The following is a 16,206-nucleotide window of genomic DNA, read 5'->3' on the forward strand; positions in this document are numbered from 1 at the left end:
TTGGGTGGCGGCTGCTGTTGCAGCGGCGTTGGTGCTGGCCGGTTGCACCGGCGGGTTGTCGCGAGCCGAGGTTGAGGAGATCGTCGAGGAGTCCGGCGGCGGCGGGCTGTCGCAAGTTGAGATCGAGCAGATCGCCGAGGCGGCAGGCAGCGGATTGTCGCAAGCCGACGTCACCGAGATCGTCCAGGCCGCAGGCAGCGGGCTGTCACGCGCTGAGATCGAGCAGATCATCCACGAGGCGATCGCGAGTGTCGCCGAGCCGTCGGTTGCCCCCGAAGCCGAAGCGGAGATCGAAGCCGAGGCTGAGGCCCCGCCGAGGTCTGAGCCGGACAACTACACGAAGCACTTCGTGGACCTGGCCATCAGTCGCTACGAGGCCGAGGGCTTGGCGGCCACGCTCGACTACTACAACGACCCCGCCAACGTGGACGGCCAGTGGTACGCGTTCATCATCGGCGAAGACGACGAGATCATCGGCCACTACGACCCCAGCCGGCGCGGCTACGACCTCAAGGGCTGGGTGGGCACCGACGCCAACGGATACGACTTCGGAGCGGACATGCTGTCGGCCACCGACGAGGGGCTGTGGGTGACCTACGTGTTCCGCAACCCCGAGCGCCTCGAGGCCGGCTTCGATCCCTCCGGATTCGAGCTCAAGCGGTCGTGGGTAGTGCGCCACGACGGCCTGCTGTTCGGCTCCGGCTGGTACACGGACATCGACGAGTTCATCCAGTCGCAGGTGACGACTGCGGTGGAGATTTTTCGCAGCGAAGGATTGGACGGGTTGTTTGCGCGTCTCAGCGATCCCACCAGCAACTTCGCGGGACTTGGTGCGGCGCTGGCCTACTACGAAGCCACCGGAGTGCTCGGCGGGCAATGGATCGGATTCGTGGCTGGCCCCGACGGCGAGATCGTCAGCGCCATGCTGAACAGGGCGTTTGTCGGGGAGAACATCAACGATGTGCTCGGCGTCGACATCGTCAGCCAGGCCACTGAGAGCGGCAATTGGATTGCCCAGCCCAGCAGCCACAGCGAGTCGGAGTTGGAGTTGCGCGTTTGGGTCGCCAGGCATGATGACCTGACCTTCGGCGGCGGCTGGAGAAACACCCCTGCTCCCTAGCGTCTGACTGCCGGTCAGGAGCGGTGGGCTTCGATGGCGGCGAGGGCGTCGTCGAGGGTTTCGACGCCGACCACGCTGACTGACGGTTCGGCGACGGCGATCGCTTCTTCCACCTGGGAAGCGGGCACGAGGAAGAGATCGGTGCCGGCCCGGATCACGGCGTGCGACTTCTGGGGCACGCCGCCGATCGGGCCGACGGTGCCGTCGTGATGGATGGTGCCGGTGGCGGCGACGTCGAGATCGCCGGTGAGCGGTTCGGGCGTGAGGGCGTCGATGACCGACAGCGTGAAGGCGAGGCCGGCGGAGGGGCCGCCGATGTTCTCGATGTGGAGCTGCACGTCGATGGGCGGCTCGGCAAATTCGACGTGCGTGGTGACGATGACGCCGAGCAGGGCGACGCCGTCGCGGTCGGCCAGGGTGACGGTGACGGTGCGGGTGGTGCCGTCGGGGGCGAGGGCGGTGAGCGTGGTGGCGGCGCCCGGCTCGTGGGCCTTGATGGTGTCGGAGAGCTGCAGTGCCGTGGTGATGGCCGTGTCGCCGACCGCTTGCACGATGTCGCCTTCGTGGAGGGCGTCGTGGGCCGGGGCGTCGGGCATGACCCGCTCGATGCGGGCGCCGATGGGGGTCATTATCTCGTGGCCCAGGTGCTCGAGTGCGACGGCCACGGCCACCTGGGTGGACTGGTCCATCTGGAGGCGGCCGGCGTCGCGGTTCTCGGCGACGGTGCGCTCGCCGAGGATGTCCTCGATGTCGACGACTTCGAGGGCGCCGTCGAGCCAGCCGCCGATCACTTCGAACAGCGACGGGGCGAAGCTGGTGCGGACGCTGACGAGGGAGATGGAGGCGTCGGAGGCGTAGGCGGGGTGGTCGCGCACGTCGACGAATTCCTCGATGTCGGCTGTGGCGCCGGGGGCGATGACTGCCTTGTCGACGAGGGTGGTGGTGAAGCCGAAGCCGATGAGCAGGGTGAGGGCGAGCAGGCTGAGCAGGAGGGCGGTGGAGCCTCGGGTGTATTGGCGGGGGCGTGGGTGGCCTGATGCGGTGTGGGTGGGGTGTTCGGCCGGGTGTTCGGCGGTGGCCTCATCTGCAGGGTCGGGAGTGTCGGTCTGGGCGGCGGGCGGCGGGGCGAATCCGAGGTCGTCGAGCGATCCTGCGAGGGCGCGCCAGCCGAGGTCCGCGTCGTCGTTGTCGAACGGGTCGACCGGAGAGTCGTCAGGCTCGTCTTCCGGGCGGATGTCCGGACGTGCGTCAGGCTCGTCTGCCGGACGTGCGCCAGCATCGTCTTCCGGCGTAGGGCCGGTCGCGTCGGTCACAGGCGCACAGCGTGCCATGCACTCTGTCGAGGGCACGCGCGCTGGGGTCGCAGATGGGGCATATTGGGCGCATGGAGCCAGGGCGCACCGAGCCACAGCGCATCGAAGCGCAGCGCACCGAGTCGGGTCGGTGGCCCTACAAGCCCACGGCGATCTGGCGCAAGCTGGTTGCGGTGATCGGCTTGGGAGCGTTCACGGCCATCTGCGCCATTGCTTTGGTGGCGCTGGTGGTGCTAGGCGCAGTGGTCGGGGCGTTGGTGCTCGAAGCGCTCATCGGGTGAGCGACCGCCGGCCGTGAACTCGGGGCGAGGCAACGTTCTGATGACCGGCCGTGTGCGACTGCTCCGTAAGGCGCTGATCAAATGACCAAGCGCAGCACGTCGGAGGGCAATGCCGCGGGCGGTGCAGAGGGCAATGCCGCGGGTGATGCGGCGGGCGACGCGTACGCCCGACGGCTGGCAGCGGTCGTAGCGGGTCATCAGGGTGAGGCAGCGGTGGCGGAGGGGCTGCTGGATGACGACGATGCGAGCGTGCGGGCCGCGGCGCTCGGAGCGTTGGCTCGGTGCGGGGCGCTGCAGGCGGATCAGGTCAGGCGGGCCTTGGGGGACGAGGCAGCTGAGGTTCGATGCCGGGCGGCGGAGCTGGTGCCGCACGATGTCGAGCTCGTCGAACTGGTCGAGCTGCTGAGCGATCCGGATGCGTCGGTGGTGGAGGTCGCGGCGGCGGCGCTCGGCGAGCGTGACTGGGATGCCGGGCCGGTCGGGGAGCTGTGCCGGGTGGCCCGTAGTCATGACGATCCGCTGTGCCGGGAGAGCGCTGTGGCGGCGCTCGGCGCGATCGCCGCCGGCTTGGACGCCGAGGCGGATGCGCCGCACGAGGCTGCCGCCGACCCAGCAGCCAGACCCGGTCCGGGCCACGCCACCGCTGCGGGCACCCCACATGAAGCCGCCGCCGACCCAGCAACCGAACCCGATTCGGGCCACACCACGGCTGCGGGCACCCCACATGAGGCTGCCCGGGGGATGGCGCTCGAAGTGTTGCTGGCCGCGATGGACGACCGACCGCAGATCCGTCGCCGGGCGCTGCTCGGCCTGTTTCAGTTCGACGACGACCGGGCCGCCGCCGCTGTGCGGGCAGCGCTCGAGGATCGTGACCGCCAGGTGCGGGCCGTCGCCGGCGAACTGCTCGGCGTGCCCGTGCGCTGAGGGCGTCGCCCGGCTCCGGCACGACTATCGCCGGCGGGCCCCACATCGCTCCCCACGACCACCCGCAGCCCCCCATCCGCACGAACCCCCCCCCCCCCCACGAACTTCGCCGACGGGCCCCACATCCCGCCTCCACGACCACCCGCACGCAGCCGCTTCGTTGCGTCGCGCGGCTAACTCGACCTGCGGCTCCTGTTCAGATCATTCCCTTCATTTTCTATTGATCGGGTTGCTTTTGGTTATTCGTGTCGCACCCCACTTCTACGGTTGTTCCCATGTTGAGGAGCGGTTCTGGCAGCGCAGACAGAGCGGACGGTTCGGACGGCGGGCCGGCAACGGCTCGCTCGGGCAGCGCACGCAATCCCGGCGGCGCCGGCAGCCCACCCACCACGAACCGGGTCGCCGCGGCTGACGGTGCAGCGGCCCGCCGTTCGGGCACTGGTGACAGCGCCGGCGACAGCACTCACAACGTCGAGGCAGCCCCGACAGCCCACCAGCCCGACGATCTCGCAACGGATCAGCAAGGAATGCTCGTGTTGCGGCGACTTGACCGGGGCGAGCTTGCGTTGTTGTGCCGCAACGAGCTGGTCGATGTGCTGGGTGCTATCGAGCGCCTCGCCAACCGGTTGGCGGGCTACCGGGCCGAGGTGCTCGGCGCGCTCGACGAGCTGAGCCGCTCGGGCGTGGATCCGGATCCGACGCCGCATCTGACGTTGCGAGATGCCACCGGCGTGTCCGAACGGGAAGCACGCCGGCTGCACCGCGTCGCGGACAAGGCCCGCGAGCACATAGCCGTGCTGGACGCGCTCGCGGCGGGCGACATCAACACCGACCAGGCTGCAGCACTGTGCGACGCTCGCGTACCCGAAGAGGTGCGCGCGGAGCTGGTGGCCGCTGCCGCCTCACACGACACCGACACGACCCGTCGACACATTCGTGAAGCCGAAGCCACGCACGGCGACGAGACGTCGACCGAGCGGTTCCTGCGCCAGCGGGCGGCTCGGGGCGCTGGATGGGGCCGCGATCACGAAGGAATGCTCAAGCTGTGGGCACGGTTCGATCCCGAGACGGGTGCCGGCATCGAAGCGGCGCTCGAACCGCTGCGCCGGGCCCTGTGGCAGCAAGACAAGCACCAGCGCACCGACCGGCGCACGCCGGCACAACGCGACGCCGACACGCTCGCGTACGCGCTCGCCGGGATCACCCTCACCGAGCAGGACGCCGGCGCGGTCGACCGTCTGCATGCACGCGAATGTCACGACGGGCACGCCGCGCCCGGCCAATCAGGCACTAAGCACACGGGCAGAGGCCGGTCACAGTCGAAGCGCACAGCAGCGCTCGGCGCTTCGAGGCCTGACGGCAAGCACGAGCCGGCAGGTTCGATGCGGCGGCTGCCGCCCGCACAGATCAGCGTGCTGATCGGCCTTGACGCGTTGCGCAGCCACACCGATGAGGCCGGCATCACCGATGCCGGCACCGAGCTGGCGCCAGAGGCTGTGCGGCGCCTCGCATGCGACGCCGAGATCATCCCCATCATCTTGGGCGGACGAGGCGGAGGCGCCGACATCGGCTGGGCACGACGCACTGTGCCAGTACGGCTCAGGCGGCTGCTGATCGCTCGCGACAAGCACTGCCAGTGGCCTGGTTGCCATGCGCCGCCGTCGCGCTGCGACGCGCACCACGTCATTCACTGGGCTAACGGTGGCCCCACCAACCTCGACAACCTGGCACTGCTGTGCCATACCCATCACCAGCACCTGCACGAGCACGGTTACGAACTGGTTGCGGGCCCTGACGGCTGGGTTCCGATTCAAAAGGCCGCCCTGGAACATGCCGCGGGACACGCCGAGGCCGCGGATCACATCGATGACCCCAACCGGGATCGTCAAGCCCGGGCGCCCTAGTCCGAGCCCGGGTCCGGGTCCGGGTCCAGGTCCGAGGCCGGGCCGAGGCGGTTTCGCAGTTCTTCGGCCAGGTGAGTCACGTCGAGGGCGAGTACTTGGCGCAGCCCGAGGTCGTCGGCGGCGACTTCGCTGCGTCCGTAGAGACGGAGCGTGCGCAGCGGTCCGCCGCCGATCGGCTCGGCGATGTCCATGCCGATGCGAGGCACGCCGGGCAGGGTGTTGCGGTCGGGGTCGACCGGCTCGACATGTCCTGCCAAGGCAACGAGCCGTTCCCGACTCACATCGCCGGCAGCGACCGCCTGCTCCAGCAACAGGTGCAGGCGCAGCTGTGAGAGCCATCCGGCCCGGACTCGGGCGTCTGCTGCCGGCCATTCGTTGTGCAACCTGGCCCAGTCGGCTGCGAACGCATCCGTCACTGCGGAGCGGCCGGTCTGCCAGGGCGGGGCGGGGTCGATGAGCAGCTCGACGTGTCGAGGCAGTTCATGGCCGGCGGCCAGGGTGGAGCGCCGTGCGACGGTCAGGCTCGGTGGCAGTCGTTCGAGTACGTCGATCGCGTTGGCCTCGGCCGTCTCGACAAGTACGTACCGGCACTGGCGGTCGCTGACCGCATCGGCGACCTCGAACACGGACGCGTCCAGGTCGAGCACCTCGATCTCGCCTACGTCCAGGTCGAGCATTGCGGGCACCGTCTCACGGGCGGCGCCTGCGGCGTAGGCCGCTGCGGCGACCTGGCGGCCCAGGGGCGAGCGGTCCACGATGACGCACCAGGCTGCGCCTGGTCCGCTCGCTCGGAAGCGGTCCAGCAGGGCCACGGTGGTCAGCTCAACTGGCGCTGCCGATGTGAGCACCCAGTCCAAGTCCTCGCCGGCCAGCGTGGCTACCGCCGGCACCACGGGCAACGGCAGGTCGGTGGTTGCCTTGGCCAGGTGAGCCGGGTCGGCCGCGCCGATCACGTCGATGGCGCTGCTTACGTAGGCCAGCGCGGCGATGTCCCACTCCCTGAGCGCCGTCGCATCTGCGTTCGACGTTGCTGGCGCTCCGCTGTCCCCCGACGCACCGGCACCACCATCGGTCGCAGCCGACGCGCCGCCGTAACCCAGCACAGCGGCATCACCGTCGGCCGTAGCCGATGCGCCGCCGTAACCCAGGGCGGCGGCATCACCGTCGGCCGTGGCCGACGCGTCGCCATACCCGAGCGCATTGGCATCACCGTCAGTCGTGGCCGGCGCGCCGCCGTAACCCAGCGCGGCGGCATCACCGTCGGCCGTGGCCGACGCGTCGCCATACCCGAGCGCATTGGCATCACCGTCAGTCGTGGCCGGCGCGCCGCCGTAACCCAGCGCGGCGGCATCGCGGTGCTTCACCGACAACTCGACCCGGTACAACCCGGCTACGCCGCCGCGGGCATTGACCCCGGCCCAGTAGGCCTGCACACCGGCGAGCGCCGCACGGTCCGCCTCGGCTTGACCCAGGTCCATCAGCACGCCCAGCGTGAACACGCCGGCGTCGTAGCCCGGGGCAGGCGCAAGCTGCGGCGGCACTGCTGGGCTGTCCTCAGGGGGCGGTTCCGAGCAGCCCGCCGCAAGCAGCACGGCTGCGAGCAACACCGCCGCCAGCAACGCCGCCACGCGCACCGGCGCAGCACTCAGCATGTGCCGTAGCCCATCGACTCAGCCTCGTGCGGGCGCCGCCGTGTCACACCCCCGCGAGAGAGTGATCTCATGCACAGCAGCCCGACGAGCACACCTAACCAGCGTGCCCCACCGCCGGTGCGGATCAGCGGCCGGGGATCGTGTGTGAGGCGTGAAGCGACTCGAAGTTCGCGAGGGCCCGGCCAGCGCCGAGCACGACGGTCTCGAGCGGCGACTCCGAGCGCAGCACAGGCACACGTGCCTCAGAGGCGATGCGCTGGTCGAGGCCCTGCAACAGCGAGCCGCCGCCGACCATGAGGGCGCCGGTGTGGATGAGGTCCTGTGCCAGCTCGGGCGGTGCCTCGCCCAAGCACTCCAGGACAGCTTCCACAATGAGCTCGACCGTGTCGGCCAGTGCGGAGCGCACCTCGGTGGGGGTGATGAGGAACGTGCGGGGCAGACCCGTCGACAGGTCACGGCCCTTCACCTCGGCATCGAACTTGTCGTCGACCGGCCATGCCGAGCCGATGCTGATCTTCAGCTCCTCCGCAGTGCGCTCGCCGATCGCGATGCCGTGCACCCGGCGGGCGTAGTTCATCAGCGCAGTGTCGAAATCGAACGACCCCACCCGGACGGCACGCAGCGATACCAGGCCGCCGAGCGACACCATGGCGATCTCGGCGGTGCCGCCGCCGATGTCGATCACCAGCGAACCGGTGGGCTCGTGGATCGGCAGGCCCGAGCCGATGGCAGCAGCGATCGGCTGCTCGATGAGCCGGACGTCTGACGACCCGGCACGCCGCGCCGCCTCGATCACCGCCCGACGCTCGACTGGCGTGATGAGCGAAGGCACACAGACGGCGACACGGGTGCGGCCGAAACGGCCGACGCCCACGCCCTGCAGGATGAGCCGGATCATGCGCTGGGTGATGTCGAAGTCGGTGATGGCGCCGTTGCGCAGCGGCCGTGCAGCGATGATGTAGCTCGGCGTGCGCCCGATCATCTGCCAGGCTTCGCGCCCTACCGACAGCACTTCGCCAGAACGCTCATTGAGCGCGATGACCGACGGCTCGTTGAAGACGATGCCGCGCCCCCGCTCGTACACCAGCGTGTTCGCGGTGCCGAGATCGATCGCCAGGTCACGAGCCAGGACGACGCCTCTGGCTGGGATGCTGGTCGGGCATCTGAATGGGCCGCTGGCTGGGCCGCTGGTCGGGCATCTGAATGGGCCGCTGATCGGGACGCTGGTTGGGCATCTGAATGGGCCGCTGGCTGGACCGCTGGTCGGGCATCTGAATGGGCCGCTGATCGGGCCGCTGGTTGGGCATCTGAATGGGGCGCTGGCTGGACATCTGACTTGGGCGCTGGTTGGCGGAGATCACACGGTCGTGCCGTCGTTCGGCTTCGGGTGGGCGAGGCATCGCCCGGCGGCTTCTCCGATCGCCTGCCTGCAGCGGGAGCTCTTCGAGGTCGGCGCTGAGCGGCGGCAGCAGCGGCACCGAGTAGTCACGCTCCACCAGCCGGACGCTGGCCGGTGCGCGCGCAGGCGGCTTCGAGCCAGGCGCGGAGGGCGGAGGTTCCTGCACACTGGCATCAGCGCTGGCATCGGCGCCGGCAGCAGCGCCGGCATCAACATTGGGATCAGCACCCGAGGACGCCTCCGAATCGAGGCCGGGCGTGCCAGATGGCAGCTCGTCTGAGTCAGGGGGGGCGATCGACTCAAGCTTGCGCCGGAACAGCCCTGTCTCGTCGTCGGTCACCTTCTGGTGCTTGATGCGGGCACCCACGCCCAAAACGACCATCCCCAGCAGCGGCACCACGATCGCGATCGCCAGGAACAGCAACGGGCTCATGACCGGAGCACCTGGCTCAGGAGCACTTGTCTCAGGAGCACCTGGTTCATGACTGGGGCACCTGCGCGATCGGCTGCGACTGCAGGCCCCAGTCGGTGCCGGCGTCATGATGCTCTTGCTTCCAGATCGGCACCGTGGCCTTCAAGGTATCGATGCCGAAGCGGGCGGCTTCGAATGCCGCATCGCGGTGCGGCGCCGAGGCGGCAACCACAACCGAGCTCTCCGTCAAACCCAGCATGCCCACCCGGTGCAGCAGCGCCGCCTTGCGCACGCTCGGCCACCGTTGCCGCATCTCCGCAGCGATGCCGGCAAGCCGCGGCGCCACCTCCGACTCGTACGCCTCGTACACCAGCTGGGTCACGCCCGTGCGGTGCTCGGCATGATCCCGGACCGTGCCGGAGAACAGCACGACCGCGCCCGCCGCCGGATCAAGCGCCCATTCATAGATCGCGGCGATCGGCAGCTCGTCGTGAGTCAGCTCCACCCACGTGTCGGCCGGGATCACATCGGGTGACATCATCGCAAAGCGTAGGAGCGCCGGAGCCAGGCCGCGGCAGCCCAGCCGCCAGCCGCCACCGCGGCCCCCGCGCCGAGCAGCGTGGCGTACTGGCGCTGGCGGGCATTGAGGTCATCCCAGGGCATCCCGACGTCGGCGATCACGAACGCCTGAGCGCTGCTGTAGCGGGGCTCCCAGCCCTCAGCCCGCAGCCGGTCATTGGCCACCACCCAGCTGTAGCGGGTGAAGGGGAGCAGCCCTTCGGGCGCCGCATGGCCCACCCGGCGGGCCACGTAACGGTCGAGCCGCTTGGGCAAGGGCATGGGCAACCGGATCTTGGGGCGGGCCCCCAGCAGCGCCCGAAGCTCACCCGGCGACAGCCAGCCGTCGGGAGCCACGTTGAACACGCCCGACAGCCGGCGCTGTGTGGCCAGCACCACCGCCGAGGCCAGATCGTCGAGGTGCAGGAACTGCACCGGCGGATCGTCACTGCCCGTGCGGATCGGCGCCGCGGCCAGCATCGCCTCGCCGATCGGGCCGCCCAGGCCGCTCGACACCACGGGCGCCGGCCGCAGGATCGCCGCGGAGCGATCACCTTGATCGCACCACTCCAGCACCATCCGCTCAGCATCGGCATGATGCACGGCCCACGACGCCTCCAGGTTGGGGCGCACCGGCAGATCCTCTGAGATCGGCGTCGGATGGTTCGGCCAGGCTCCGTACACGCTGGCGCTCGACACCATGGTCAGGTGTCGGACATCTGCCGCGGCCAGCACCCGCCGCAGCCGGTCGGAGGTCACCTCCCGGGTCAAGCGAAGGTGCACCAGCGCCTCGGCGCCGCCCAGGTCGTACTGACTGTCACCCTGATTGTCGACGGTCAGATCGAGCACGTCGAACGACCGGGCCAGCCACTGCAGCACCCGGGCGCCGATCACGCCGCCCGCACCCGACACGGCAATCCGGCTCATCTCCCTACCATGCCTCACTCATGACCCTGCCCCCGGTCACTTTGACTCGCCGTACGATGCCGTTGTGGCCGACGATGACGATCCGTTCAAGGGCATCCCGTTCCTCGGCGACATCGCATCGATCCTGGGCGGCAACGAGGAGCAGCTCTGGGAGGGCGCCCGCCAGGCCGCTAACCAGCTCGCCACCGGCGGAAAGCCCGAGCACAACGTCGACCCGGTAGAGCGGCACCGCCTCAGCGAGATCAGCCGCGTGGCAGAGCTGCATGTGGCACATGTCACCGGCCTGCAGGTCGCACCGCACCTTGAACCGGTCACCCGCTCGGGCTGGGCCACCAGCGCCCTCGAGACCATCCGCCCGCTCATGGACCGGCTGTCGGAACGCTTGCGTGACGACCCGGCAGGCAGCGGCGCACAGGATCCTTTCGCCGGCCTGCTGGCCATGATGAGCCCCATGACCGTGGCGATGACCGCCGGCATGATGGCCGGCCAACTCGCCACCAGCGCATTCGGCAACTCGGACCTCATGATCCCTCGGGAACATGTGCACATCGTGACCGCCAACATTGCGGAGTTCGCCAATGAATGGAGCCTCGACGTCGATGACGTGATGCTGTGGGTCGCCATCCGGGAGCACACCACGCACGCGGTGCTGTCGGTACCCGAAGTTCGTGCCGAGTTGCACTCGCTGCTGTTGGGACATATCGACGGCTTCCGCCGCGGCGACCCCATGAATCTCGACCTGGAGCTGCCGTCACCTGACGACGTCGGCGACCCCCAGCAGCTCCAGGCGCAGCTCGGCGAACAGCTCCAGCGCATCTTCGGCAATCCCGAACTGCTGCTCGGCGTGACCAGGGACGAGGGCCAAAGTCATCTCGAGACGCTGATCTGCGTGGTCACCGCCTACGTCGACGACGTGGTGGCCCAGGCCGGCCCCCGCCTGATCGGCGGATTCGGTGCGCTCAGCGAGGCCGTCCGCCGCCAAGTCAGGGGCGCCGACTACGCCGATCGGCTGCTGGGCGTTCGGCTGACCGCCGAGGCACGCGAGCGGGGCGACAGCTTCATTGCCGGCGTGATCGAACGAGCCGGCCGCGAGGGGCTGGCCCGCCTCTTCGAGCCCGGCGGGCTGCCGACGCCGAACGAGCTCGTCGCACCGGGCCTCTGGCTCGCCCGCCTCGACCTGCCGCTGGACTAGCTGGACATCTGGCTCGGTCAGCTCCTGCGCTGCCGGCGGCTACGAAAGACTCGAGTACGCACGCGGGTGGCGATGATCTCCGACGGCGGACGCCGGCCCCGCGCCAGCGCCCACAGCCCGCCCGCATACAGCACCACCGCAACAAGGCCGGCAATGCCCAGCAGCATCACCCCGGCCCGCAGCGGCAGGATGCCGCTGGGCGCTGCCACCGGCACCAGCCCGCCGACCACCCACAGCAGCTGGAACCGAGTCTCGAAACGGGCAAACGTGCGCCCCCGGTCCGCGGGCACCTCGTCGCGCTGCACGATCGCGTCGAAGCACAGCTTCCCCAGCGCCGACAAGAGGCCCATCACCATGGCCAGCACCAGCACCGAGAAGCGGTCGGGCGCCGTCACCACATAGAACGACACGACGGCCGCCAGCAGCAGCGCGCTGGCCAGCAGCACCTCCTCACGGACGCGGCGTCTCAGCCACGGCGCACCCACGGCGCCGATCAACTGACCGACAGCGCTGGCAGTGAACATGAAGCCGAACCACCACGGCGCCGCGTCATCGGTGCGCAGCCAGAACGCGATCAGGAACAGCGTGAAGCCGGTCATGGCCCGTACGACGCCCATGGCCGAGCCGGCCAGCAGCATCGCCCCCCGCCGGGTTGTCGCTGGACGAGACGGCGGCCGGGAGACAAGGCCCGGCTCACCGAGACTGGGCGCACCGAGACTGGGCCCGCCGAGGCTTGGCTCAGTGAAGCCGGGCTCATCGAAACTGGGCTCATCGAAACTGGGCCCGCCGAGGCTTGGCTCAGTGAAACTGGGCTCATCGAAACTGGGCCCGCCGAATCCCGGCTCATCGACAGGGCCCCTGGGCGGATCAACCCACGGACCGGTGTAGTTGTCGGACGGGCGTCGCCAGCGCTCAGCTGGCAGCCCCGGCGAGCCCGGCGGTGGACTTGCCAGCGGCTGACTCAGCGACGAACCTGCCGACGGCGAGCCCGGCGGCGGACTTGACGGCGGCGGACTTGCCAGCGGCTGACTTGCCGACGGAGGCATCGGCACGCTCCGAGGCCGCACGACGGTGCGAGGCAGCCGCCTCGCCGGGAACGTCATCAGCACGAACACCACCGCAGCCAGCACCAGCACCCAGCGCGACGAGGCCAAGCTCAACAGCACACCCGGCCCTGCCGCCAGCGCACCGCCCAGGCCGCTCAGCAGCATCAGCTTCGAATTGGCCTCCACCAGGTCGCGCTCCTCGCGCACCAGCCCCGGCACCACAGCACTCTTGGCCACGTGGTACGTCTTGCCCGCCACCAGCGCACCGAACGCCTCGGGAAACAGCAGCAGCGAGTCGAGGTGCCGCACCATCAGGAGCGCCAGGACCGCCCGGGCGATGCCCGCCCAGATGATCATCCCCCGCCGCCCGCCACGGGCACGATCCACCAGCGGCCCGATCAGCGGCCCCACCACCGCGAACGGCGCCATCGTCACCAGCAGGTACAGCGCCACCTTGGGCCGGGCCGCCGCAGGATCCAGGTTGAAGAACAGCGACCCGGCCAAGGCAATCGCAATCAGCGCATCGCCGGCAGCAGACAGCAGATGCGTGCGGGCAAGCCACGTGAACGGCTGCATCAGCCGCTGCCCCAAGTCATCAGCACCATTGTGCGCCCTCGATGTGACAAGCCGGCTGTGCGTCGTTCAGCAAACAGGGCCAGTCCGCGGCATACGCGTCAAGCAGCAGGCGACGACGCCCGCTCGTAGCGGTAACCCAGTCCACGAATGGTGGTAATGCGCGTCGGGCTCGACGGATCGTCCTCGATCTTGGCCCGCAGCCGCTTGACGTGGACATCGATCGTCTTGGTCTCGCCCACGTAGTCGTAGCCCCACACGTCCTGCATGAGGCTGTCACGGGTCACCACCCGGCCGGCATGCGCCAGCAGGTACGCCAGCAGCTCGAACTCCTTCAGCGCCAGCGACACCAGCTCACCGCGCACCCGCAGCTCATGCCGGTCGATGTCGAGCACGACGTCGCCCTCGATCAGCTGCGGTTGCGGCAGCAGTTCCGAAGGCTGCGACGCCGACGATTGATCCGACGCACGCCGCAGCACCGCCCGCATGCGGGCCACCAGCTCACGCATGCGGTACGGCTTGGCCACGTAGTCGTCGGCGCCCACCTCCAAGCCCACCACGGCGTCGATCTCCTCGGCCCGGGCAGTCACCATGATCAGCGGCACCCGCGACTGCTTGCGAATCTCCCGGCACACGTCGAGGCCGGACATGCCGGGCAGCATCACGTCGAGCAGCACCAGATCGGGCTCCGACGCGCTGATCTCAGCCAGCGCCGCCCGGCCGTCTGCCGCCGTGCGCACCTCGAAGCCCTCGCGCCGCAAGCCCACCGAGAGCGCCTCGGTGAACGACGGCTCGTCGTCGACCACCAGCACCGATGTCATGGGCTCGCCTGACATGCAGGGAACCTGAGCGTGAACGTGGTGCCGACGCCCTCGCGTGAGTGCAGCATCACCTCGCCGCCGTGGTTCGCAACGACGTGGCGCACGATGCTGAGGCCCAAGCCGGTGCCGCCGGTGGCACGGGCCCGTGCCTTGTCGACCCGGTAGAACCGCTCGAAGACCCGCTCGGTCTCATCGGCGGGAATGCCGATGCCCTCATCGGCGACCACGATGTCCACCCACGCCCCGTTCGACGGGCCGGAAGGCGGATCCGCGGGCACGGGCATCTCAGACAGCCCGATATGGGCAACCGGCGCGTCCGCCCCCGCCAACGCATCAGACGGCGCGCGGTCATCCCCGCTGGAGGGCGCCACGCTCAGCCGCACCTCCGAGCCGGGGTCGCTGTACTTGATGGCATTGTCGACCAGGTTCCCGACGGCCCGCAGCAACTGGCCCCGGTCGGCATGCAGCACGATCGCCGAGTCATCCGACTCAACCGGCCGCACCAACTCCACTTCATGCTTGCGAGCGTGCTCGGAATACTGGTGCGCCACCTCGCACAGCAGCGGCACCACCGGCACCGACTCCTGCGCCATGGTGCCCTCGAGCTCCACCCGGCTCAGCTCCAGCAGGTCGTCGATGATGTGGCTCACCCGATCGGCCTCGGCCCCGATCCGGTCGACCAGCCGGGTGCGCACCGCAGCGTCATCCTCTTCGGCCAGCGTCTCCGACAGCAGCGCAATGGCACCCACCGGCGTGCGCAGTTCATGGCTCAGGTTGGCCACGAAGTCTCGCCGCACTTCATCCACCCGCACACCGTCGGTGCGATCGGCAATCACCGCCACAGCCCCCAGCGCATGGCTGTCGCTCGCAACCGGATGCCCGCTGATCTCGATCACCCGCGGCGGCGGCCCCGTCAGCTTCACCGTGCGGGAACGAGCCTGCCCCTCCTGCGCCGACTCCAGCAGCTGCGTCACACCCGCACCCACCAGCGCCATCGCATCACGAGCCGACATCATCTCGTCGGCCAGCGCATTGCTGGCACACACCGCGCCGTCCTCGTCCACCAGCACCACGCCCACCGCCAGCTCGTTCATCGCCAACTGCCAGCGGGCCCGGTCCCGCTCGGCCAGGTTGGCCGTCATGGCCGCCGTGGTGGCAATCGACTCCAGGTAGGTGATCCAGTCGTCCAGGCTGTTGTGGTCCAGCCGCGCCTCACCCGGCCGGCGCTCCTCGCCTTCCCCGGCAAACCGGTGCACCACACGCCCCAGCCGCTCCGCGGCCGAACTGCGCCCCCGCACCAGCAGCAGCAGCACAACCAACGCAACTGCCAGTGCGGCCGCCACCGCCACCAGCGCGATCAACAATCGTCCTGCTCCCTCCGGGCACGGGCCCGGTTCGCGCCCAGATGCTCGGGCAGCTCGCCGGTCACCAGGAACTCGACACGCTCGGCCACGTTCACCGCGTGATCGCCGATCCGCTCGTAGAAGCGGCCCACCACCGCGAGCTGCACCGCGTGCTGGATGATGATGTTGCCGAGCTCGTGCGACTCGAACACCGCCACGATGTAGGTGTTGTGCAGGTCGTCGAGCACGTCGTCCATGTCGTTGAGCACCGACGCCAGGCCGGCGTCGCGCTCGGCATAGGCGTCCATGGCCTTGGCCGTCAGCTTCACCGCCTGCTCGCGCATGCGGTCGATCAGCCCCCGCACCCGGGGCTCCAGCTCCACCCCGTGCAGACGGGCCACCGCCTTGGCGATGTTGGTGACCAGGTCGCCGCTGCGCTCGATCTCGGAGATCATCCGCAGATCGGTCAGGATCGTGCGCAGGTCGACCGCCACCGGCTGCTGCAGCGCCAATAGCTGCACGCACTTCTCCTCGGCTTCGAGGCTCAGCAGGTCGAGCTCGTCGTCGGCGGCGATGATCTGATCGGCGCCGCCGATGTCGCCGGCGAGCAGCGCTGCGGTCACCGCCGAGATCCCCTCGGCCACCATGCCGCCCATCTGGACGAGATCCGCACGAACCTCGTCCATCAGCTGATGGAACTCGGTCCGTACTTCTTCGGTCATGTCAGCAGTGTGGCGTAAA

15 protein-coding genes are annotated in these 16,206 nt (G+C 69.5%); 5 read left to right on the plus strand and 10 right to left on the minus strand.

Going from position 1 to position 16,206, the window contains the following annotated elements; all coding sequences use genetic code 11:
• Positions 1–4: 4 nt before the first annotated feature.
• Positions 5–1,120: a hypothetical protein gene (locus ACOGI5_RS04035; RefSeq protein ID WP_419863188.1), complete on the plus strand. Its 1,116-nt coding sequence runs from the start codon at positions 5–7 to the stop codon at positions 1,118–1,120.
• 14 nt (positions 1,121–1,134) lie between these two features.
• On the opposite strand, the gene ACOGI5_RS04040 is transcribed toward ACOGI5_RS04035, so the two are convergent.
• Entirely contained in the window at positions 1,135–2,433 is a 1,299-nt protein-coding gene (locus tag ACOGI5_RS04040; protein ID WP_419863189.1) for a PDZ domain-containing protein, read from the minus strand.
• Positions 2,434–2,504: 71 nt separating this feature from the next.
• On the opposite strand from ACOGI5_RS04040, the gene ACOGI5_RS04045 reads away from it, so the two are divergent.
• The 3 genes from ACOGI5_RS04045 (at position 2,505) to ACOGI5_RS04055 (ending at position 5,542) form a co-directional block, all read left to right on the plus strand.
• The gene (locus ACOGI5_RS04045) at positions 2,505–2,714 is read left to right on the plus strand and encodes a hypothetical protein (protein WP_419863190.1); all 210 of its coding nucleotides are present in this window, start codon (positions 2,505–2,507) and stop codon (positions 2,712–2,714) included.
• Positions 2,715–2,795: 81 nt separating this feature from the next.
• The gene (locus tag ACOGI5_RS04050) at positions 2,796–3,638 is read left to right on the plus strand and encodes a hypothetical protein (protein WP_419863191.1); all 843 of its coding nucleotides are present in this window, start codon (positions 2,796–2,798) and stop codon (positions 3,636–3,638) included.
• A gap of 275 nt (positions 3,639–3,913) precedes the next feature.
• Positions 3,914–5,542: a hypothetical protein gene (locus ACOGI5_RS04055; protein WP_419863192.1), complete on the plus strand. Its 1,629-nt coding sequence runs from the start codon at positions 3,914–3,916 to the stop codon at positions 5,540–5,542.
• Here the strand turns inward: ACOGI5_RS04055 and ACOGI5_RS04060 are convergent.
• The 5 genes from ACOGI5_RS04060 to ACOGI5_RS04080 all read right to left on the minus strand — a co-directional run bounded on the left by ACOGI5_RS04060 (position 5,539) and on the right by ACOGI5_RS04080 (position 10,490).
• Positions 5,539–7,194, minus strand: a complete 1,656-nt coding sequence (locus tag ACOGI5_RS04060) for a hypothetical protein (protein WP_419863193.1) — start codon at positions 7,192–7,194, stop codon at positions 5,539–5,541. The genes ACOGI5_RS04055 and ACOGI5_RS04060 overlap by 4 nt on opposite strands.
• A gap of 124 nt (positions 7,195–7,318) precedes the next feature.
• Entirely contained in the window at positions 7,319–8,278 is a 960-nt protein-coding gene (locus tag ACOGI5_RS04065; protein WP_419863194.1) for a rod shape-determining protein, read from the minus strand.
• A gap of 34 nt (positions 8,279–8,312) precedes the next feature.
• The gene (locus ACOGI5_RS04070; protein ID WP_419863195.1) at positions 8,313–9,026 is read right to left on the minus strand and encodes a hypothetical protein; all 714 of its coding nucleotides are present in this window, start codon (positions 9,024–9,026) and stop codon (positions 8,313–8,315) included.
• Positions 9,027–9,072: 46 nt separating this feature from the next.
• Positions 9,073–9,546, minus strand: coding sequence for a molybdenum cofactor biosynthesis protein MoaE (locus tag ACOGI5_RS04075; protein ID WP_419863196.1), 474 nt, complete (start codon positions 9,544–9,546; stop codon positions 9,073–9,075).
• The gene (locus ACOGI5_RS04080) at positions 9,543–10,490 is read right to left on the minus strand and encodes an NAD-dependent epimerase/dehydratase family protein (RefSeq protein WP_419863197.1); all 948 of its coding nucleotides are present in this window, start codon (positions 10,488–10,490) and stop codon (positions 9,543–9,545) included. The genes ACOGI5_RS04075 and ACOGI5_RS04080 overlap by 4 nt, the downstream gene beginning before the upstream one ends.
• Positions 10,491–10,554: 64 nt before the next feature.
• On the opposite strand from ACOGI5_RS04080, the gene ACOGI5_RS04085 reads away from it, so the two are divergent.
• Positions 10,555–11,682 (plus strand): zinc-dependent metalloprotease, encoded by a 1,128-nt coding sequence (locus ACOGI5_RS04085; protein ID WP_419863198.1) that lies wholly within the window; start codon positions 10,555–10,557, stop codon positions 11,680–11,682.
• A gap of 17 nt (positions 11,683–11,699) precedes the next feature.
• Here the strand turns inward: ACOGI5_RS04085 and ACOGI5_RS04090 are convergent, their stop codons facing one another.
• The 4 genes from ACOGI5_RS04090 to phoU all read right to left on the minus strand — a co-directional run bounded on the left by ACOGI5_RS04090 (position 11,700) and on the right by phoU (position 16,187).
• Positions 11,700–13,304: a hypothetical protein gene (locus ACOGI5_RS04090; protein WP_419863199.1), complete on the minus strand. Its 1,605-nt coding sequence runs from the start codon at positions 13,302–13,304 to the stop codon at positions 11,700–11,702.
• Between the two features lie 98 nt (positions 13,305–13,402).
• The gene (locus ACOGI5_RS04095) at positions 13,403–14,122 is read right to left on the minus strand and encodes a response regulator (RefSeq protein WP_419865426.1); all 720 of its coding nucleotides are present in this window, start codon (positions 14,120–14,122) and stop codon (positions 13,403–13,405) included.
• A complete protein-coding gene (locus ACOGI5_RS04100; RefSeq protein WP_419863200.1) occupies positions 14,119–15,486 on the minus strand; it encodes a sensor histidine kinase in 1,368 nt (455 codons plus the stop codon). The genes ACOGI5_RS04095 and ACOGI5_RS04100 overlap by 4 nt, the downstream gene beginning before the upstream one ends.
• Positions 15,480–16,187 (minus strand): phosphate signaling complex protein PhoU, encoded by a 708-nt coding sequence (phoU, locus tag ACOGI5_RS04105; RefSeq protein ID WP_419863201.1) that lies wholly within the window; start codon positions 16,185–16,187, stop codon positions 15,480–15,482. The genes ACOGI5_RS04100 and phoU overlap by 7 nt, the downstream gene beginning before the upstream one ends.
• Between the last annotated feature and the right edge of the window lie 19 nt (positions 16,188–16,206).

This window comes from Candidatus Poriferisodalis sp. (assembly GCF_965208925.1).
Classification (GTDB): domain Bacteria; phylum Actinomycetota; class Acidimicrobiia; order Acidimicrobiales; family Poriferisodalaceae; genus Poriferisodalis.